Here is an 18,816-nt window from a genome sequence, read left to right on the forward strand (position 1 = left end):
TCAGTCACGCAAAAGACAGGCCATGGACGACCCGATTCTTACCATCGAAGAACGTGAAGCGATCAATTCCGGTCGCTGGTTTTCATCACTTTCTCCATCGCTTCGGCACGACATTCTTCGATGCGCTTACGTCAAACGGTTCAAAGATGGCACGCTCATCTGCGCACGCGGAGAACCGCCCGAGGAATGGATCGCCTGCGCCCGGGGTGCGGTGCGCGTGAGCTCCACCTCGATCACGGGCAAGCAGATCACGCTGGACTATGTGGAGCCGGGCATCTGGTTCGGCGACGTGGCCATCCTGGACGGGGACAAGCGCACGCACGATGCCTATGCGCACGGCGAGACCACGCTGCTGTGCGTGTCCAAGACCGACTTCAAGAAAATCCTGTCCATGCATGTGGAGTTCTCGGAAGCCATGCTGCGCCTGCATGCGCGGCGCATCCGCCAGCTCTACGGCCTGGTCGAGGACCTCAACACCCTGCCGCTGCGCGCGCGCCTGGCCAAGCAGCTGCTGCACCTGGTGCGCAGCTATGGCGTGACCAGCCTGTCGGATGGCAGCGAGATCCGCATCGGCCTGCACCTGGCGCAGGAGGAACTGGCGCAGTTGCTGGGCGCCTCGCGCCAGCGCGTGAACCAGGAACTCAAGGCCATGGAACGCGAGAACGCCATCCGCATCGAGCCGGGCGGCCTGGTGGTCTGCGACCGCGACACGCTGCTGCGCATCGCCGCGCCCGACGCCTGAACCTGCGCGGCCCGCGCCGCGCCCCCTCCCCTTTTCTTGCACCGACCGGACGCTCTCGCCGGCCGGTGCCTTGCCGCGCCCGTGCTGCGCGGCTGTTCCCGTTTGTTGAACCGATTCTCGAACCGATCACAGGACTGACTGCCCCATGAGCACTTTCGACCATTTCGTAGGCACACGCGCCGTCTCCGACCAGCACGCATTCGACGTGCCCGCGCTCACCGCCTGGATGCAGGGCCATGTGCAGGGCTTTGCCGGCCCGCTGCAGGTGGAGATGTTCAAGGGCGGCCAGTCCAATCCCACCTACAAGCTGATCACCCCGGGACGCAGCTACGTGATGCGCTCCAAGCCCGGCCCCGTGGCCAAGCTGCTGCCCTCGGCCCATGCCATCGAGCGCGAGTTCCGCGTGATGAAGGGCCTGGCCGGCACCGACGTGCCCGTGCCCCACATGTATGCGCTGTGCGAGGACGAGTCCATCATCGGCCGTGCCTTCTACATCATGGAGTGCATGGAAGGCCGCGTGCTCTGGGACCAGTCCCTGCCCGGCATGGAGCCGGCCCAGCGCGCCGCCATCTACGACGAGATGAACCGCGTGATCTCGGCCCTGCACACCGTGGACTTCGCTGCCCAGGGCCTGGCCGACTACGGCAAGAGCGGCAACTACTTCGAGCGCCAGATCGGCCGCTGGAGCAAGCAGTACGTGGCCTCGGTCACCCAGCCCATCCCCGAGATGGACCAGCTCATGCAGTGGCTGCCCGCCCACATGCCGGCCAGCGCGCTGGATGCCTCGCGCGTGTCCATCGTGCACGGCGACTTCCGCCTGGACAACCTGATGTTCCACCCCACCGAGCCGCGCGTCATCGCCGTGCTGGACTGGGAGCTGTCCACCTTGGGCCACCCGCTGGCCGACTTCAGCTACCACTGCATGAGCTGGCACATCCCCGCCACGCTGGGCCGGGGCATCGCAGGCAAGGACCTGGCGGCCCTGGGCATTCCGGGCGAAGAGGAATACATCCGCCGCTACTGCGAGCGCACGGGCCTCAAGGACGTGGACACGCTGCGCGCCGACTGGAACTTCTACATGGCCTACAACATGTTCCGCATCGCGGCCATCCTGCAGGGCATTGCCAAGCGCGTGGAGGCCGGCACGGCCTCCAGCGCCCAGGCCAAGGCCTCCGGCGACACCGCCCGGCCCATGGCCGAGCTGGCCTGGTCCTTCGCCCAGCGCAGCTGAGCCATTTAGACCGCCCCCATCACTCACCGATCACCCCGTTTCCACCACAAGCGACAAGCCAAGAGAAGGAGCGCATCCATGGACTTTGAATATTCGCCCAAGACCAAGGACCTGCAGGAACGCCTGCTGAAGTTCATGGACGAGCACATCTATCCCGGCGAAAAGGACTATGCCGCCGAGATGGAAGCCAACACCGCCGCAGGCAAGCGCTGGACGCCGCTGCAGACCATCGAGAAGCTCAAGGTCAAGGCCCGGGAGCAAGGCCTGTGGAACCTGTTCCTGCCCGTGGACAGCGCCGAGGCCGCAGGCTACAAGGGCGGCGGCCTGACCAACCAGGAATACGCGCCGCTGGCCGAGATCATGGGCCGCGTGCCATGGTCCAGCGAGGTGTTCAACTGCTCTGCGCCCGACACCGGCAACATGGAGACCATTGCGCGCTACGGCAGCACCGAACTCAAGGAGCGCTGGCTCAAGCCGCTGCTGGACGGCAAGATCCGCTCGGCCTTCGCCATGACCGAGCCCGAGGTGGCCTCCTCCGACGCCACCAACATCTGCACCCGCATCGAGCGCCAGGGCGACGAGTACGTGATCAACGGCCACAAGTGGTGGATCTCGGGTGCCGGCGATCCGCGCTGCCAGGTCTTCATCACCATGGGCAAGACCGACCCCGACGCGCCCAAGCACTCGCAGCAGAGCATGATCATCGTGCCCGGCGACGCGCCCGGCATCCGCATCGTGCGCCCGCTCAACGTCATGGGCTATGACGACGCGCCGCACGGCCACATGGAGATGTACTTCGAGAACGTGCGCGTGCCCGTGGGCAACATCCTGCTGGGCGAGGGCCGTGGCTTCGAGATCGCCCAGGGCCGCCTTGGCCCCGGCCGCATCCACCACTGCATGCGCCTGATCGGCCTGGCCGAGCGCGCGCTGGAGCTGATGTGCAAGCGCGCCAGCTCGCGCATCGCCTTCGGCAAGAGCGTGGCGCAGCAGACCGTGACGCAGGAACGCATCGCCGAGGCACGCTGCCGCATCGACATGGCGCGCCTGCTCACGCTCAAGGCCGCCTGGCTGATGGACATCGCCGGCAACAAGGTGGCACGCAGCGAGATCGCCATGATCAAGGTGGTGGCCCCCAGCATGGCCTGCCAGGTCATCGACTGGGCCATGCAGGTGCACGGCGGCGGCGGCATGAGCGACGACTTCCCGCTGGCCAGCGCCTACGCCCACGCGCGCACGCTGCGCTTTGCCGACGGCCCGGACGAGGTGCACCGCAACGCCATCGCCAAGTGGGAGCTGGGCAAGTACGGCGCCTACGGCAAGGATGCCGGCGTGCCCATCACGCGCGGCAGCTGAGCAGGCTTCAAGCCTGAGGCCTCAGGCCGCACACCCGGCAGGACCGGGTGGCGGCCCTGGCCCTGCCCTCTCAGCCAGGTGGCAATGCCCCCTGGCTTTTTTGTGCCTGCCTTTCCGGCATTTCAGCGCCCATGGCAGGCGCCTCCCACCCCCCGCCCAGCGCCCGGTACAGCGCCACGCGCGCCTGCAGCTGCAGCAGGCGCTGCAGCACGGCATCGTCCTGGGCCGCGTACAGCGTGGTCTGGGCCTGCAGCAGGGACAGCAGGCTTTCCGCCCCGGCCTTGTAGCGCAGCTCGGCCAGCGACACGGCCTGGCGGGCCTGGGCCAGCACCTCGGCCTGGGCCTCGGCCTGGGCCTTCAGGCCGTGGACGGCGTTGAGCGCCAGGTCCACATCGCCATAGGCCGCGACGATGGACTTGTAATAGCCGGCCAGCAGTTCTTCGCGCCGGGCCTGGGCGCCATCGCGCTCGGCCGCCAGACGGCCGCCGTCGAAGATGGGGCCGGCCAGTCCGGCCAGCAGCGAATACACGGGCTCGCGCAGCCAGTCGCTGGCGCGCCCAGCGCTGGTGCCTGCACTGCCCGTAAGGGTCAGCCGGGGCCACAGCGCTACGCGGGCCGCCTGCAGGTTGGCGCTGGCGGCGGTCAGTTGCGCCTCAGCACTGGCAATGTCAGGGCGGCGCTGCAGCAGCTGCGTGGGCAGGCCTGCGCCGATCTCGGGCAGCTGCAGGGCCTGCAGCGAATCCGTGGCCAGCGCGGGGCGGCGGGCCTGGCCCAGCAGCACGGCCAGCGTGGCATCGGCATCCTCGCCCTGGCGGCGCAGCGTGGCCAGGGCCTGGCGCTGGCTGGCCACCAGGCCGCGCTGCTGGGCCAGCTCCAGCTGGGTGGCGGCGCCTGCGCGCGCGCGGGACTCCACCAGGCCCAGCAGCCGCTCGGCATTGGCCACGTTGCGCGCCGCAATGGCCTGGCGCTCACGCAGCGCCACGGCCTGCAGCCAGCCATGGGCCACCTGGGCGGTGACCGTGAGGCGCACCGTGTCCTGGTCGAACCGGCTGGCCTGCCAGGCCGCCGCCGCCGCATCGCGCGTGGCGCGGTTGCGGCCCCAGAAGTCCACCTCATACGAGGCCGTCAGCGCGGCGCCGTAGACGCTGGCCTGCCCGCCCGCCACCTGTGCATGGTTCATGCGCTGGGCGCGCAGCTCGCCGCTGAGCGACGGCAGCAGCGCCGCGCCTGACTGGCGCGTGGCCGCCTCGGCCTGGCGCACGCGGGCCATGGCGGCAGCCATGTCCAGGCTCTGGTCCTGGGCGGCCTGCACCACGCCGCCCAGCTCCGCGCTGCCAAAGGCCTGCCACCACTGCGGTGAAACATAGGCAGGGACGGCTTCGCCCTGCTGCTTCCAGGAAGCGGCCAGCGCAGGAGCTGTCCTGTCCGGCATCGTCTGCTGCGCGGCACAGCCGCCCAGTGCCGCGAGGGCCAGGGCCATGCAGCCCAGGCGCGCATTTCCCAGCGTCTTGTCGTTCATGTCTTTCATCTCACTCTCCCGCCAGCGCGCGCACCGGGTCCAGCCGCGCCGCCGTCTTGGCAGGCATGTAGCCGAACACCAGGCCCGTCACCACGGCGCAGGCAAAGGCGCCCAGCATGGCGCGCACCGAAAACACCACGGGCACGCCCGCCACGATGAGCACCACGCCCACGGCCAGCCCGGCCAGCAGGCCCACCGTGCCGCCCACGAAGGTGACCAGGCTGGCCTCGGTCAGGAACTGGCGCAGGATGTCGCGCTGGCGCGCGCCCGTGGCCATGCGGATGCCGATCTCGCGCGTGCGCTCGCGCACCGTCATCAGCATCACGTTCATCACGCCGATGCCGCCCACCACCAGGGAGACGGCAGCAATCAGGCCCAGCATCACCGCCATGCTCTGGCGCGTGGCCGCCTCGGCCTGGATGCGCGCGGCCGCGTTGCCGATGCCGAAGTCCTCGCGCCCGCCGTGGCGCGCCAGCAGCAGCTTGCGCATGGCCTCCTCCGCCTCGTGCACCACGTCGGAGGACATGGCCTCGATCACCACATAGTCGGGCTGGGTCTGCGACTGGTAGACGCGCGCCCGGCCCGAGCGGTAGGGAATGAAGACCATGTCGTCATAGTTCTGCGCGCCCGAGTCCGCGCCGCGCTCGCTCATCACGCCGATGACCTCGAAGGCCGATGTGCCGATGATCAGCTGGCGGCCCAGCGGGTTGGGCGTGTCGGGGAAGAAATGCTGGTGCGCCTTGTGGCCCAGGACCACCAGGGGCGCCAGGTCGCGGTCCTCGGCCTCGGTGTAGTAGCGGCCCTGGGCCACCTTCCAGTGGTGCACCAGGGGCATCTCCTCGCTGGCCGCGAACACGTAGATCTGCTTGTCGGCCTTGCCGTAGCGCACGGTGATGGGGTCGCCGATCACGGGCATGACGCGCCGTATCTCGGGCAGTTCGCGCACGGCGGCCAGGTCTTCCTCGGTCATCTGCCCGGCCGGCCCGCCCGTGGCCGGCGGCTTGCTGCCCATGTAGAGGATGGCCGTGCCCATGGTCCCCATCTGCTCGACCACCTTGCGCCGCGCGCCCTCGCCAATGGCCAGCATCACAATCACCGAGGCCACGCCGATGACGATGCCCAGCAAGGTCAGGCTGGTGCGCACGCGGTTCATGCGCATGCCGCGCCAGGCGCTGCGCGCGGCCTCGAACAGCTCGGCCAGCCAGGGCGCGCCGACGCTGCCGCGCTGCGGCGTGAGCGGCAGGGCAGCGGCGCCCGCATTCGCCGCATTCGCCGCATTTGCCGCATTCACCGCATTCACCGCGTTGGCGGCATCGTCGCGCCGGCTGTCGCTGGTGATGCGGCCATCGCTGATCTCGATCACGCGGCGCGCCTGGGAGGCCACCGCGCGGTCGTGGGTGATGAGGATGATGGTGTGGCCCGCATCGGCCAGCTCTCGCAGCAGGGCCATGACCTCGGCGCCGCTGTGCGAGTCCAGCGCGCCCGTGGGTTCGTCGGCCAGGATGATCTGGCCGCCGTTCATCAGCGCGCGCGCAATCGACACGCGCTGCTGCTGCCCGCCCGACAGCTGGTTGGGCCGGTTGCCCAGGCGCGAGCCCAGGCCCAGGCGCTCCAGCAGCGCTCGGGCGCGCCGCACGCGCTCTTCCTTGGGCAGGCCCGCGTAGATGGCGGGCATTTCCACGTTCTCGCTGGCGCTTTCGCTGGCTATCAGGTGGTAGCCCTGGAAGACGAAGCCGAAGGCCTCGCGCCGCAGCCAGGCCAGCGCATCCGAGTCCAGCGTGGCCACGTCCTGGCCCTGGAAGTGGTAGCTGCCCTCGCTGGGCCGGTCCAGGCAGCCCAGGATGTTCATCAGCGTGGACTTGCCCGAGCCCGAGCTGCCCACCACGGCCACGAACTCGCCCGCGCGTATCTCCAGATCGATGCCGTGCAGCACGGTGACGGCGGGCTGGCCGCTGTCGCCGCCGCCGTAGTGCTTGGTGATGCCGCGCAGCTCTATCAACGGTGCGGTCAGCGGCGCGCCGGCCTGCATGCCCTGCGCCATCACCATTGCAGCCACCGCGGGCCACGGTCCAGAGGCGTCTCGCCGACGATGACGCGCTCGCCTTCCTTCAGGCCCTCCAGCACCTCGGCCTGGTGGCGGCTGCGCACGCCCAGGCGCACGGTGCGCTGCTCGGGCTGACCCTTGGCGTCCAGCACGCGCACGGTCTGCGTGCTGCCTGCCTTCTCGGCCGTCTCTGCCTTCTCTGCCTTTTCCGCCTTGCCAGTCGTTCCCGCCTTGTCGGCCACGGCCATCAGCGGCACGGTGAGTGCCTGCGCGGCCTGGCCGGTGACGAAGACCACCTGGGCCGTCATCTGGGGCATCAGCTCGGCGTCCTCGTTGTCCACATCGAACAGCACGGTATAGGCCACGGCCTTGGTGGCGGGCGCAGGCGCCTGGCCCGCATTGCCGCCGGCCGGCGCCTGGCTGGTAGAGGGCGAAGGCAGCACCTGGCGCACCTTGCTGGACCAGCGCCGGGGCCTGGCCTGGTCGGCGCCGCCCAGCGTGGTGAAGTACACCGGCATGTCGTCGCGCACGCGGCGCACGTCGGCCTCGGACACTTCGGTCCACACCGTCATGGCCGACAGGTCGGCAATGCGCAGGATGTTGGGCGTCTGGTAGGTGGCGTTCAGCGTCTGGCCCTCGCGCGCCTCCACCGACACCACGGTGCCCGCCATGGGCGCGTAGATGCGCGTATAGCCCAGGCGCGCCTCGTCGGCCTTGAGCGTGGCCTGGGTCTGGTCGATCTGGGCCTTCAGATGCTCCATGCGGGCGCCGGCGGCGGCCAGGTTGGCTTCTGCGGTCTGCAGGTCTTCCTCGCGCGTGGCCCCGTCGCGGGCCAGCTGGCGCTGGCGCGTGAGCTGCTGCTCGGCCAGCTTGCGCAGCGCCTGCTGCTCGGCCAGCTGGGCGCGCAGGCCGGCCAGCGAGGCACGCCCCGCATCCACCGTGGCGCGCTGCACGCTGGGGTCGATCTCCACCAGCAGCGCGCCCTTCTCCACCTGGGCGCCGGGCTCCACGCGCAGCCGGGTGACCTGGCCCGACACCTGGGCGCCCACGTCCACATAGCGGCGTGGCTGCAGCGTGCCGATGGCCGTGACGGTGGACTCGATATCGGTGCGTGCCACGGTCTCGGTCTGATAGGCCACGGCAGGCCGGCTGGACCACCAGGCGGCCGCGCCCCCGGCCGCCGCCAACAGGACCACCGCCACGGCGATGGCTTTCCAGCGTTGCTGCGTGCGCGTCATGCTTGCCTCCCGACCACACACACCCCGAACTGGAACGAAAGCAGGAAACTCATCTGAAAAACCCCGTAATGCCGAAACTGAAAACAATCCACGCCAAATCCGCCACGGCAAGCACGCCAGCCAACCAGGCCAGCCGCGCCGCCCAGCGCGCATGGGCGCTGATCAGGGCCACGGCCATCAGCGCGCCGGCGGACACAAAGCCCAGCCAGGCCACCGTGCCCACCGTGCCGCCCCAGCCCGAGACAACGGGCACAAGGGCCAGCGCCAGCAGCGCCGTGCCCAGGCCGCGCAACTGCGGGCCACGGCGGGCCGGCAGCTCGCGCGCGCCGGTCAATTGTTCGTAGTGGCGGTCCATGGCAAAGGCCAGGGCCACCATGCCTGCAAAGGCCAGGGCCAGTGCGGCCAGGGATGCGTGCAACGTGCTCATGCCTGCACCTCCGACGGGCCGGCCACGGCGGCCTGCCCCTTGGCCGTCCTTGCCTTGGCGGCGGCACCCGCGCCGCGCCGCGCCAGCCAGCGCCAGGCCCAGGCGGCCGCCAGCCCCGTGGCCAGGCAGAACAGCTCCACCCCGGCGCTTTCCCAGTCGCCCTCCAGCATGTGGGCCGACAGCGGCTCGCCCACGGTGATCCAGTTGAGCAGCGGCAGCAGCAGGCACAGCATGGCCAGCAGGCCCATCTGCTGGCGCCAGGCCGTGGCTGGCGCGCAGGCCAGCGCATGCACCAGCGCCAGGCCCCACAGCCCGAAGAACACGGCCAGCTCCCAGTCATCGCGGTGCGCCAGGCCGACGGGCACCAGGCGGTTGGCCCACAGGTAGCCGATGCAGCCCAGGCCCAGCCCGGCGATGGCCGCCACGTTCAGGCCCTCGATCAGCCGGTACACGCGCGCCGTGGCGCTGCCGAACTCGCCCTGGTGGCGGCTGCGGCGCTTGACCATGAAGAGGATGGCGCCCGTGGCCATCATGGCCGCGCCCGCCAGGCCGCACAGAAAGTACAGCCACTTCATGGCCAGCCCGCCGAACTTGACCATGTGCAGCCCGCCCATGACCGCCTGGGCCAGCGAGGGGGCGCCGCCGTCGGCACCGCCGGGCAGGCGTACCTGCAGCACCTCGCCCGTGGCGGCGGAGAACATGGCCATGCCCGAATTGGGGCTCAGGCGCTGATGCGCACGGTCATCGCTGTTCCAGCCGTAGACGCCGATGCGTGCCGAGGCATCGCCGGGATGGTCGATGACCACCGCGCGCACCGCCTGGCCCATCAGCTCCTGGCCGCGCCGTGCAAAGGGCTCCAGATCGGGCACCGCCAGGGGCTTGCCGGACAGCGCGGGCGGCCCGGCCTCGTTCATGTCGGCGATGAAGGCCGTGCGGGCGGCCTGGTCCGTGCCATAGACCGTCCAGACGCCAACGGGCATGAAGCTCAGGCTGGAGATGGCGATGCCGGTGTAGGCAATCATGAACTGGAAGGGCAGCGTCAGCACCGCCACGGCGTTGTGCGCGTCCAGCCAGCTGCGCTGGCCCTTGCGTGCGCGAAAGGTGAAGAAGTCCTTGAAGATGCGCTTGTGCGTGATCACGCCGCTGACCAGGGCCACCAGCATGGCCATGGCGGCAATGCCGATCACCCACAGCCCCACCTGCCCTGCATGCAGTTCATAGTGGAAGTCCACGAAATGGTTGCCGCCCATGGTGGCGCGCGCGGCACCGTGGCCATGGCCGTGGCCGGCCCCCATTTCCTCGCCCGTGGCGGTGTCCAGCTCGGCATCGGCGTACTGGCGGTTGGCGTCGAACCAGTAGACACGCAGGTCGCCGCCGCCCTTGTCGTCGGACGGCCAGATCTCCCACATCTGCGCGCCCTGGTGGTGCTTTTGCATGTAGGCCGCGCCCCAGGCCAGGCGCTGGCCCAGGTCCGCACCCTGCCCGGCCGGTGCGGCGGCGCGCGCTGCCGCCTCGGCCGCCTCCTCGGCATGGTGCTCGGGCGTCATCCAGTGCGTGATGGCTTCCTGGAACACGGCCAGCGAACCCGTGAGGAACACCGCGAACAGCAGCCACGAAAACCACAGCCCGCACCAGGTATGCAGCCAGGCCTGGGCCTGGCGGAAACCGCCCGTGGCAGCGCCGCTGCCGGGGACCTTGCTGATCTGCGCCTTTGCCATCTCAGCCTCCCGCGCCATTGCGCGCCAGCAGCAGCGCGGCGCTGCCCATCAGGGCCGCAGGCACCAGCAACCCCAGCCAGACCCGGCCCGCCGAAACCGGCGAGAACGCCCAGATCACCGCCAGCGCGTGCAGCGCAAAGCTCCACTGCATGCCGGCGATCACGGCATCGACACGCGCGCCGGGCAACGCAGCGGCCAGGAAGGCCGCCAGCGCACTGGCCAGCGCATAGCCGCCGAAGACGGCGGCCAGCAGGCGGGACAGGACAAGCAGGCCCGGATGGGTGGGTTTGGCGGAATGGCCGGATTGGCCGGATTGGCCGGAATGGGAGAGGGACATGTAGTGGGTTGTTCAGAAAAGCGGCAATGCAAATGCCGAAAGCAATGGCCGTGACGGCCCTCCTGATACATGACAAACGAGATTGAAAAAAAGGCCAGCCGCAATGGACAGCGGCCTGGGTGGTTGCCGGCCTACGCCCGGTGTTGCTGTGCCCGCCCGCAGGCCGGCATGGGGCTGGCGCTCACCCTGCACGCGGAGTGCGGTGAAGGAGGCGGACAAATCCATGGGGCTGGATCATAACCGCGCAAAGAAGAATCATTCTCAATAAACGCAATGCATGCCGGGCTCTTTCAGCGGTTCCTGGGCCATCCCTGAAAGGGCGCGATTGCAAGGTGCGACGGGCCGCGAAGCGACTTTGCGCACGCCGCACGCGCTATCATCCGCACCAGCCCCCTGTCCCGGGGCCGGTGCTTCAAAACACCCATTTAGTAAGCGGTGCTGCCTCCCCGAAAGCGAGGCCTTATCACGTCTGGATTCCGGGCTGTGGACGCTCGTCCACGCCCCTGCGGTTTCGGGCGGGATGGGGCTACCCGTAAGGGCGTCCGCACATCTTGCTGTGTGTTTTGAACATCCCGTCCACCTGTTTCGTGCTTCAAAACGCGGAGTCGGTGGTTTCAGTCTCAGTAAGGAGCACGGAAACATGACTGCCGTTTCTCTGGCACTCGCCTGCGCGCCCTCTTTTGGCGCCGCCCTTTCCACACGGAGGTCCCAGGCATGAACCCCGCCCAGCCCAAATCCGCCACGGACAGCCACAGCACCCGGCAACTGTCCAATGCCCTCACCCAGGTGGACCATCTCGTGCAGCAAGGCTGTGCAGAAATCTCCTCCATCGCCCAGCTCGCCCTGGCATGGCTGGAGACGCCCAAGGGCCATCGCCACATGGACGTGGTGGCCCGCGCCCTGCAAAGCATCCGCGACAGCGCCGAGACGCTGGCCGACTACGCCGGCACCGAGGCCCAGGCCATGGGCTGCGGGTTTGAAGACGCGGCCGAGATGCGCCGCGCCGAAGCGGCCGAGGCAGCCGCCAAAGCCATGGCGCAACTGCTCGACTGCCGCACCCATGAGCCGGTGCGCCCGCAGGGCTGAGGCATGGCCATGGACAAGGACATCCCCAGAACACAGCCCCCCAGCCTGCACCAGTTGACCAGCGCCATCACCGAGATCCACGGCAGCGTGCAGGAAAACTGCACCGAGATCTCGGCCCTGGCGCAACTGGCCCTGGCGGCAGTGCATGCACCGCAGGAGCACCAAAGCCAGCAGGCCCTGGCCCATGCGCTGCGCGCCATCCGCGACAGCGCCGACCTGCTGGCCGGCCATGTGAAGGTGGAGGCCCGGCGCGTGGTGTAGCCCCATCCGCAGCCTACCCCGCGATGACTCTGCAAGGCCGCTGGCTCCGCAATGGGCGCCAGCGGCCTGCACCGCCGTCCTCAGCTGCTGCCGCGCCAACTCCACCCCATCCTCACAGGGAAAGCTTCACCACTTGTAGTTCAGCACCGCCATGGCCTGGCGCGGCGTGCCGAACTGGCCCTGGCCGTCGATGTTGACGTAGTACTTCTTGTTGAAGAGGTTGTTCAGGTTCAGCTGCAGCGAGAGCCTGGGGCTGAAGGCATAGCGCGCCATGAGGCTGGCGGTGGCGAAGGATTTCTGCTCGAAGACCAGGTCATTGCCCGCCACGAAGACGCTGGCGCGGGTGCGGCTTTGCCATTGCAGGCCGCCGCCCACGGTGAGCTGATTCCATCCACCGGGCAGGCGGTAGGAAGTGAACAGCTGGGCCTGGGTCTTGGGCGCCCAGGCGTTGATGGACAGGCCCTGGGCGTCACGCGCGACGGTGTGGGCAATGCCGGCCGACAGGTTCCAGCCCGTGGCCAGCTCGCCCGAGACCTGGGCCTCGAAGCCCTTGCTGGTCACGCCCTTGGCGCCGTAGTAGGCGAAGTCGGTGGTGCCGGGCACGACCTGGCCTTCGTCCAGCTGGGCCACGTTGTCCTGCTGGATGCGGAAGACGGACAGCGAGCTGTTGAGCCTGCCGTTGAGGTGCTCGCCCTTGATGCCGATCTCGAAGCTCTTGCCTGCCACGGGGTCCAGGTAGCTGCCGCCACGGTCGCGGTAGTTCTGGGGCTGGAAGATATCGGTGTAGCTGGCATAGGCCGAGAAGCCTTCGCTCAGGTCCAGGACGACGCCGGCATAGGGGATGAAGACATCGTGCGAGCGGTTCTCGCTCAGGCTGCGCACCTTCCAGCTGCTCTGGCGCCCGCCCACGATGAGCTTGACCGGATCGGCCAGCGACAGGCGCAGCGCGCCGTACAGCGCGTCCTGGCGCGTGTGGTCCAGGCTGCTGGTGGTCAGCGGCCCCCAGGTGGGCTCGGCATAGGAGCCGTCCCATTGGTAGTAGTTGCCCACGTCCTGCAGGGGGCTGGTGCGCGCATGGCCGGCCTTGTGCTCGCGGGCACGGCTGCTGGTCAGGCCCACCACGGCCTCATGGCGGCGCCCGCCCAGTTCCCAGCCGCCCGTCACCTGCAGGTCGGCGCTGTTTTGCTGGAAGCTGTATTCGGAGTAGTTGGGCAGGGCCGCCATGCCCAGGCCGGTGGTGATGTCGGGCTGGCGCATGAGGTACAGCAGCTTGGCGTCGTAGGCGCTGTCGCGGTGCACGAAGTTGGCCTTGAGCTTCCAGTCGTTGCCGAAGCGGTGCTGCAGGTTGGCGAAGATGCTTTTGTTGGTGCTGTTCCAGCGCGTCCAGTTCGCAGCTGTGGTCTTGGAGGTGCTCCAGTCGGCCGGCATGCCGTTCGTGAAGACCAGCGGCAGGCCGCCCCAGGTCGAGCCGGTGGGCCGGTTGGCCTGGTAGTCGGCGCCCACGCTGAGCGTGGTGTCGGGCGTGAGGTCGGCATCGATCACGCCGTAGAAGACCTGCTTGCGCGCGTGGTAGAGATCCACATGGGAGTCGCGCTCTTCGGCCATGCCGGCGACGCGTGCGCGGATGCGGCCGTCCTGCGTCAGCGGCATGGACAGGTCCACCGTGCCGCGATGGTGGTTCCACGAGCCCACGCTGGCCGAGGCCGAGCCCGTGAACACCTTGCTGTTGGCGTGCTTGCGCACCATGTTGATGGAGGCCGACGGATTGCCCGCGCCCGTGAGCAGCCCCGTGGCGCCGCGCACCACTTCGACGCGGTCATAGATGGTGGTGTCGTTGCCCGATTCGCCGTAGAACGACAGGCCGATGGAGGTGGGCACGCCGTCGTACTGCAGGTTGTCCACGTAGAAGCCGCGCGAGTAGAAGTCCGAGCGGTCGCTGTCCGAGCTGACGACATGGATGCCGGTGACGCTGCGCATGGCGTCGTTGAGCGAGAGCAGGCCCTGGTCCTCGATCTGCTGGCGCGTGAGCACGCTGACGGACTGCGGCGTGTCGCGCAGCGACAGGCTCAGGCCCGTGGCCGCCGCCGTGGCCGGCGTGGTGTAGGAGCCCGAGCCTTCGGTGGTGGGGCTGGCCTGGGCCGAGGCCGTGACCAGCACGGTCCTGAGTGTCTGGGAGGACGGCGCGCCTGCCGCACCCGCAGCACCCGCCGCGCCGGAGGTGGCAGGCACCACGGGCATCTCGCGCAGGGTGTAGCCGCCGCCGGCCGAGCGCACGGCCGCCAGCGGCGTGCCCAGCAAGGCGCGGTCCAGCGCCTGCTCCACGGTGAAGCGCCCGTTCACGCCGCCGCTGCGCAGCCCTTCGGTGACGGCCGAGCCGAAGGTGACCAGCACGCCGGCCTCGCGCCCGAGCTGGTTGAGCACGCTTTCGAGCGGGCCGGCGGCAATGTCGTACTGGCGTTGCTGCGAAGCACCGGCAGCCGGCTGCGCCCAGGCCTGTGCCGGAGCCAGGGCGCCTGCGGCAGCCAGCCCCGCCAGCGTGCCAGCGCACAGCACCTGCAGCGCCAGCGCCACCGGACGTAACGCCGGGGCCGCCTGGGATGGGCGGACAGTGGGGGCGGCAGCCTGCCGCATGGAGTTCTGGCGCATGGTCTGAGGGCGCATGGAAAGGCCTTGTTGCAATGGTTGTAGAGAAGCGTTGGCGCACGCTGCGGTGCGCTCCTGTCTCTGTTGACAGCCATCGCCGGCAAATCAGCTCAAATTTTTTTCAAAAGAGAGGCGAAGGCCTTCATGCCTTGTGCGGCGCCGCAGGCCGCACCATCACCCAGTAGCGCGAGAAGGAATGGATTTCCACGGGCAGCGAGGAAGTCAGCGCGGCCAGCACGCGGTCGGTGTCGGCCAGCGGATAGGCGCCGGAGACGTGCAGGCCGGCCACGGCCGGGTCGCAGCCCAGGCGCCCGCGCCGGTAGCGGCCCAGCTCGGCCAGGAAATCCTTGAGCCGCATGCGCGAGGCCACCAGCATGCCTTCGGCCCAGGCGCTGGCCGCCGTGTCCAGCGCGCCGGAGTGCACGGCCTGCTGGGCCGTGAACGTGCCCTGCTCTCGCGCAGCTATGCGCTGCGCGGCATGCGGGGCATGCGCGGGCCGCAGTTGCACGGCGCCTTGCAGCACGCCCACTTCGATGCCGGACGCGCGCTCGCGCACCGTGAAGCGCGTGCCCAGGGCCTGGACGGCGCCCATGGCGGTCTGCACGATGAAGGGACGGTGCAGGCTGTCCGGCGCGGTCTGCACGAGGATTTCGCCACGCACCAGCTCCAGCACGCGCTCGGCCGCGCCGTAGCGCAGGTTGAGGGCGCTGCCGGTGTTGAGCACCACGCTGCCGCCATCGGGCAGCGGCAGCCGGCGCTGCTCTCCCACGGCAGCCACCTGGTCGGCCGTCCAGCCGCGCCAGGCCTGCGAGCGCACGACAGCTGCGGAGCCTGCGCCCGAGACCAGCAACACGGCCAGCGCCTGCACCGCACGACGCCTGCCGGCCGAGCCGGGTGCGGCCAATGCGGCCCGCGCCAGCGGCATGGGGATGCCGGCCATCTGGCTGCCCATGGATTCGATGCGCTGCCAGGCGGCCTCATGCTCGGGGCTGGCCGCACGCCAGCGCTGCAGGCCATCGTGCTGCCGGGCCTGGGCCTGGCCGGAGTTCAGTTGCAGCCACCATTGCACGGCCTGGCGGGCCACTTCGGCAGAAATGGGGGAAGAAGCGGAAGGGAACGCCTGCATGCCGCCTACTCCGGGAAGAAGCAGCGCATGGCCGCCTTGGCCAGATGCCGCTTGACGGTGGAGACGGAAATCCCCAGCTCGGCCGCGATCTCGCCATGGCCGAGCCCTTCGAGCTGGGCCAGCAGGAAGGCCTGCTTGGCCAGCGCGGGCAGGCGGCCCAGGCGCCGATCTATCTCCACCAGGGTCTCCAGCACCATGAGCCGGACCTCGGGCGGCGGCGCCACGGGCTCGGGCATGGCGGCCAGGGCATCGAGATAGGCCTGCTCGATGGCGCGGCGGCGCACCTGGTTGATCAGCAGGTTGCGGGCAATGGTGGTCAGGTAGGCGCGCGGCTCCTGGAGCTGGTCCAGCCCCTTGGCGCCCAGCACCTTGAGGAAGGTGCTCTGCGCCAGATCGGCCGCGTCGAAGGCATTGCCCACCTTCTTGCGCAGCCAGCCCTGCAGCCAGCCGTGGTGGGCCAGGTACAGGGCTGTGACTTCTCGGTGCTGGGGGGCGGAGGCGGATGGCATGGCAGGTCCCGATTCCCTTGAGGGCGGGGCCCGCAATCAAACAAGAATCATTCTTATTCGATTGTATCCATGCCAACCTGTCTCTGTTTCAGAAGCGGTAGCGCGCCGTCAGCAGCACATTGCGCGGCGCCCCGAAATGGTTGTTGTCCTGGGTGCTGCCAATGGCCTGGTAGTAGTACTTGTCCGTGAGGTTGTTGACGTTCAGCCGTATATCCAGCTGCCGGCTGAATTGGTAGCTCGCCATGAGGTCCACCAGCGTATAGCCCCCCTGACGCACGCCGTAGCCGGCCGAGCGGGTCTCGCTGCGCGTGCGCACGGATCCGCCCAGGGACCAGCGCTGCCAGGCGCCCGGCAGCTGGTAGCGGGCCGACAGCTTGAGCAGATGGCGCGGGGTCTGGGTGTCATAGGGCGTGCCGGCCTTGGCGACGTCCGAGTCGCGGACATGCTGCGCCCTGTTGTAGGTGTAGCCGGCCATCAGTTGCAGGGACGGCGTGACGGCACCCGCCACCTCGAACTCCACCCCCCTGCTTCGCACCTCGCCGGTCTGCGCGTAGCAGGACGCCACAGCGGGACTGCACTGCGATTGCGGCAGTTGCAGCGGCAGATTCTTCTGGTTGATCTGGAACAGCGCCGCGCTGGCCTGCAGCCGGCCCTGGGCGTACTCGCCCTTGATGCCAAGCTCGAGGTTGCGTCCCGTCACCGGGTCCAGCAGCGCGCCGCTGGCGCCCTGATTGCTCTGGGGCTGGAACACGCTGGTCCAGCTGGCATAGGCGGAATGCCGGCTGTCCAGCGCATAGACCAGGCCAGCATAGGGCGTGATGCGGTCATGGACCCGGTACCTGCTGGAATCGCTCCATTCCCCCGAGCGCGTGAGCATGTCGTAGGAGTAGGAATCCACGCGCGCGCCCAGCAGCGCGGTCAGGGGCTGCGCGACGCTCAACCGCAGTGTTCCGTAGGCACCCAGCTGCCGCTGGTGGCCGCGCCGCGACCACAGGGTGTTGATGGCCGGCCGGGCAACGGAGCCCGGGTCCCAGGTCATGGGGTCCACGATCTGCTGGTAGTCCGACGGCCACCCGCCAGGCCCGTCGTCGTCGCTGTTTTGCCTCACGCTGGCGCCGAAGACCATTTCATGGGTGCGGCCCAACCATTGCCAGGGCCCCTGCGCGAAGGCGTCGAGACTGTATTGGGTCTTCTTGTAGGCATAGGCTCCCACGCCCTGGCCGAAGTCGGCGGAATCTTCCAGCGGATACAGGTAGGTCCCCAGCATGTCCATCTTCGCCTGCAGCACGCGTGCGGTCAGCTGGGTCTTCCAGCCGTTGCCCAGGCCATGCTCCAGTTCAGCGAAGAGGCTGGCGTTTTCCTTGTTCCAGTAGGCCCAGTCAGGCGTCACGCGCGCCGATCTCGGCAGCGGGTAGAAGCTGCCGTCACGCCGCGTGGGCAGGCCGTTCCAGTCGGCGCCGGGGTTGTCTTCCCTGTTGTAGTAGCCGCCCAGGCTCAGTCGCGTGCGCGGGGCGATATCGGCCTCCAGCGTGCCGTAGACCAGTTGGCGCTCATGGCGGTACGCCCGCTTGAAGGTGTCCGTATCCTGCAGGGCCACCACGGCGCGGCCGCGCAGCGTACCGGCCGCATTGAGCGGGCCGGATGCGTCGATTTCGCCGCGCAGGTTGTTCCAGGAGCCCAGGCTGCCCGTCAGCGAGACCTGAGGGGCATCCGTGGGGCGCTTGCGCACGAGGTTGATGGTGCCGGACGGATTGCCCGTGCCCGTCATCAGTCCGGCAGCGCCGCGCAGCACCTCCACGCGGTCGTACATGGCCATGGTGGCCAGGCCCTGCGTGTCGTAGTCGAAGGCCAGCGGCACGCCATCGGCCAGGAAAGAGTTGACCTCGAAGCCGCGCAGAAAGAACTGCGTGCGTTCGCCGCCTCCGATCTGGCGTGTGCTCAGGCCCGTGGCATCCAGGGCAACCTCCTCCAGCGACTGAAAACCGCGGTCCTCGATCTGCTCGCGCGTGATCACGCTCAGCGATTGCGGGGTCTCGCGCTGCGACAGGCCCAGCCGTGTCGCCGTGCTGCTGGGTCCGGTGGCGGCATAGCTGCCCGATCCTTGCGTCACGGCGCTGCGCTCGGCCTGCGCCGTGACCAGCACCTCGCCCAGCGCGGTGGCGCCTGCCGCCTGGAGGGCCTGGGTCGCCTGCCTGCGCAGCGTGTAGCTGCCGTCGCTGCGCGCCACCATGTCCAGGCCGCTGCCGGCCAGCAGGCGCTGCAGCGCCTGCTGCGGCGCGTAGTGGCCGGACAGGGCCGGGCTGGTCAGCCCTTCGGTCAGCGCAGGATCGAAGGACAGCGAAATGCCCGCCGCCGTGGCCACGCCGGCCAGCGTGCGGCCCAGCGGCCCAGGCGCGATCTGGTAGGTCTGGGCTGCGGGGGCCGGTTCGGCCGCCTGCACGGCGCCTGCGGCCAATGCCATGCCCAGCAGGGCCAGGCGGGCGGCATGCGCCAGGGGATGGAAGACGGGATGCGGCATGGGTAAGGCAGACATGGAAATCGGTCCTTGGAGGCGGTGAAGAAAGAAGCTCTTTCCCCGTTGC

The 18,816-nt window shown here is 69.2% G+C and carries 15 protein-coding genes; 5 read left to right on the top strand and 10 right to left on the bottom strand.

The window, feature by feature from the left end; translation table 11 throughout:
* Positions 1–22: 22 nt before the first annotated feature.
* The 3 genes from ACRSCF_RS16700 to ACRSCF_RS16710 all read left to right on the top strand — a co-directional run bounded on the left by ACRSCF_RS16700 (position 23) and on the right by ACRSCF_RS16710 (position 3,326).
* Positions 23–742 carry a Crp/Fnr family transcriptional regulator gene (locus tag ACRSCF_RS16700; RefSeq protein ID WP_012205125.1) on the top strand — a complete coding sequence of 240 codons (720 nt, stop codon included), beginning with the start codon at positions 23–25 and terminating at the stop codon, positions 740–742.
* A 145-nt stretch (positions 743–887) separates the two neighbouring features.
* Complete coding sequence (locus ACRSCF_RS16705; RefSeq protein ID WP_016446719.1) at positions 888–1,973, top strand: phosphotransferase; 1,086 nt, start codon at positions 888–890, stop codon at positions 1,971–1,973.
* 78 nt (positions 1,974–2,051) lie between these two features.
* Positions 2,052–3,326 (top strand): acyl-CoA dehydrogenase family protein, encoded by a 1,275-nt coding sequence (locus ACRSCF_RS16710; RefSeq protein ID WP_016446718.1) that lies wholly within the window; start codon positions 2,052–2,054, stop codon positions 3,324–3,326.
* Between the two features lie 70 nt (positions 3,327–3,396).
* On the opposite strand, the gene ACRSCF_RS16715 is transcribed toward ACRSCF_RS16710, so the two are convergent.
* From ACRSCF_RS16715 to ACRSCF_RS16740, 6 genes are read right to left on the bottom strand one after another with little or no spacing between them, the layout of a single operon-like run.
* Complete coding sequence (locus ACRSCF_RS16715; protein WP_244386138.1) at positions 3,397–4,854, bottom strand: efflux transporter outer membrane subunit; 1,458 nt, start codon at positions 4,852–4,854, stop codon at positions 3,397–3,399.
* A gap of 1 nt (position 4,855) precedes the next feature.
* Positions 4,856–6,886 (bottom strand): ABC transporter permease, encoded by a 2,031-nt coding sequence (locus tag ACRSCF_RS16720; protein WP_052151635.1) that lies wholly within the window; start codon positions 6,884–6,886, stop codon positions 4,856–4,858.
* Complete coding sequence (locus ACRSCF_RS16725; RefSeq protein ID WP_017405378.1) at positions 6,886–8,127, bottom strand: efflux RND transporter periplasmic adaptor subunit; 1,242 nt, start codon at positions 8,125–8,127, stop codon at positions 6,886–6,888. Before ACRSCF_RS16725 ends, ACRSCF_RS16720 begins: the two co-directional genes overlap by 1 nt.
* A 49-nt stretch (positions 8,128–8,176) precedes the next feature.
* Positions 8,177–8,554 carry a DUF3325 domain-containing protein gene (locus tag ACRSCF_RS16730; protein ID WP_034363991.1) on the bottom strand — a complete coding sequence of 126 codons (378 nt, stop codon included), beginning with the start codon at positions 8,552–8,554 and terminating at the stop codon, positions 8,177–8,179.
* Positions 8,551–10,272 carry a PepSY-associated TM helix domain-containing protein gene (locus ACRSCF_RS16735; RefSeq protein WP_244386142.1) on the bottom strand — a complete coding sequence of 574 codons (1,722 nt, stop codon included), beginning with the start codon at positions 10,270–10,272 and terminating at the stop codon, positions 8,551–8,553. The genes ACRSCF_RS16730 and ACRSCF_RS16735 overlap by 4 nt, the downstream gene beginning before the upstream one ends.
* A 1-nt stretch (position 10,273) precedes the next feature.
* Positions 10,274–10,609, bottom strand: a complete 336-nt coding sequence (locus ACRSCF_RS16740; RefSeq protein ID WP_034363994.1) for a DUF3649 domain-containing protein — start codon at positions 10,607–10,609, stop codon at positions 10,274–10,276.
* 714 nt (positions 10,610–11,323) lie between these two features.
* Between ACRSCF_RS16740 and ACRSCF_RS16745 the strand changes: the two genes are divergently transcribed.
* Together ACRSCF_RS16745 and ACRSCF_RS16750 are read left to right on the top strand one after the other, a co-directional pair.
* Positions 11,324–11,695: a hypothetical protein gene (locus ACRSCF_RS16745; protein ID WP_016450746.1), complete on the top strand. Its 372-nt coding sequence runs from the start codon at positions 11,324–11,326 to the stop codon at positions 11,693–11,695.
* A 3-nt stretch (positions 11,696–11,698) separates the two neighbouring features.
* The gene (locus ACRSCF_RS16750) at positions 11,699–11,956 is read left to right on the top strand and encodes a hypothetical protein (protein ID WP_034363995.1); all 258 of its coding nucleotides are present in this window, start codon (positions 11,699–11,701) and stop codon (positions 11,954–11,956) included.
* Between the two features lie 126 nt (positions 11,957–12,082).
* On the opposite strand, the gene fhuE is transcribed toward ACRSCF_RS16750, so the two are convergent.
* The 4 genes from fhuE to ACRSCF_RS16770 form a co-directional block, all read right to left on the bottom strand.
* On the bottom strand, positions 12,083–14,617 hold the full coding sequence (fhuE, locus tag ACRSCF_RS16755) for a ferric-rhodotorulic acid/ferric-coprogen receptor FhuE (RefSeq protein WP_034363997.1): 2,535 nt from the start codon (positions 14,615–14,617) through the stop codon (positions 12,083–12,085).
* A 124-nt stretch (positions 14,618–14,741) separates the two neighbouring features.
* Positions 14,742–15,725, bottom strand: coding sequence for a FecR domain-containing protein (locus ACRSCF_RS16760; protein WP_034363999.1), 984 nt, complete (start codon positions 15,723–15,725; stop codon positions 14,742–14,744).
* A gap of 5 nt (positions 15,726–15,730) precedes the next feature.
* On the bottom strand, positions 15,731–16,234 hold the full coding sequence (locus ACRSCF_RS16765; protein ID WP_034364000.1) for a sigma-70 family RNA polymerase sigma factor: 504 nt from the start codon (positions 16,232–16,234) through the stop codon (positions 15,731–15,733).
* Between the two features lie 88 nt (positions 16,235–16,322).
* Positions 16,323–18,767, bottom strand: coding sequence for a TonB-dependent siderophore receptor (locus ACRSCF_RS16770; RefSeq protein ID WP_244386146.1), 2,445 nt, complete (start codon positions 18,765–18,767; stop codon positions 16,323–16,325).
* Positions 18,768–18,816 lie beyond the last annotated feature (49 nt).

The sequence above is a fragment of the Delftia sp. 11MD genome, assembly GCF_050907895.1.
GTDB classification, from domain to species: domain Bacteria; phylum Pseudomonadota; class Gammaproteobacteria; order Burkholderiales; family Burkholderiaceae_C; genus Comamonas; species Comamonas tsuruhatensis.

What these genes read in the sequence shown, in the direction of transcription:
- ACRSCF_RS16770 (WP_244386146.1), bottom strand. Translation starts at nt 18,767, where the DNA reads ATGTCTGCCTTACCCATGCCGCATCCCGTCTTCCATCCCCTGGCGCAT.
- ACRSCF_RS16735 (WP_244386142.1), bottom strand. Translation starts at nt 10,272, where the DNA reads ATGGCAAAGGCGCAGATCAGCAAGGTCCCCGGCAGCGGCGCTGCCACG.
- ACRSCF_RS16720 (WP_052151635.1), bottom strand. Translation starts at nt 6,886, where the DNA reads ATGGCGCAGGGCATGCAGGCCGGCGCGCCGCTGACCGCACCGTTGATA.
- ACRSCF_RS16700 (WP_012205125.1), top strand. Translation starts at nt 23, where the DNA reads ATGGACGACCCGATTCTTACCATCGAAGAACGTGAAGCGATCAATTCC.
- fhuE (WP_034363997.1), bottom strand. Translation starts at nt 14,617, where the DNA reads ATGCGCCCTCAGACCATGCGCCAGAACTCCATGCGGCAGGCTGCCGCC.
- ACRSCF_RS16705 (WP_016446719.1), top strand. Translation starts at nt 888, where the DNA reads ATGAGCACTTTCGACCATTTCGTAGGCACACGCGCCGTCTCCGACCAG.
- ACRSCF_RS16760 (WP_034363999.1), bottom strand. Translation starts at nt 15,725, where the DNA reads ATGCAGGCGTTCCCTTCCGCTTCTTCCCCCATTTCTGCCGAAGTGGCC.
- ACRSCF_RS16710 (WP_016446718.1), top strand. Translation starts at nt 2,052, where the DNA reads ATGGACTTTGAATATTCGCCCAAGACCAAGGACCTGCAGGAACGCCTG.
- ACRSCF_RS16740 (WP_034363994.1), bottom strand. Translation starts at nt 10,609, where the DNA reads ATGTCCCTCTCCCATTCCGGCCAATCCGGCCAATCCGGCCATTCCGCC.
- ACRSCF_RS16765 (WP_034364000.1), bottom strand. Translation starts at nt 16,234, where the DNA reads ATGCCATCCGCCTCCGCCCCCCAGCACCGAGAAGTCACAGCCCTGTAC.
- ACRSCF_RS16725 (WP_017405378.1), bottom strand. Translation starts at nt 8,127, where the DNA reads ATGACGCGCACGCAGCAACGCTGGAAAGCCATCGCCGTGGCGGTGGTC.
- ACRSCF_RS16750 (WP_034363995.1), top strand. Translation starts at nt 11,699, where the DNA reads ATGGCCATGGACAAGGACATCCCCAGAACACAGCCCCCCAGCCTGCAC.
- ACRSCF_RS16730 (WP_034363991.1), bottom strand. Translation starts at nt 8,554, where the DNA reads ATGAGCACGTTGCACGCATCCCTGGCCGCACTGGCCCTGGCCTTTGCA.
- ACRSCF_RS16715 (WP_244386138.1), bottom strand. Translation starts at nt 4,854, where the DNA reads ATGAAAGACATGAACGACAAGACGCTGGGAAATGCGCGCCTGGGCTGC.
- ACRSCF_RS16745 (WP_016450746.1), top strand. Translation starts at nt 11,324, where the DNA reads ATGAACCCCGCCCAGCCCAAATCCGCCACGGACAGCCACAGCACCCGG.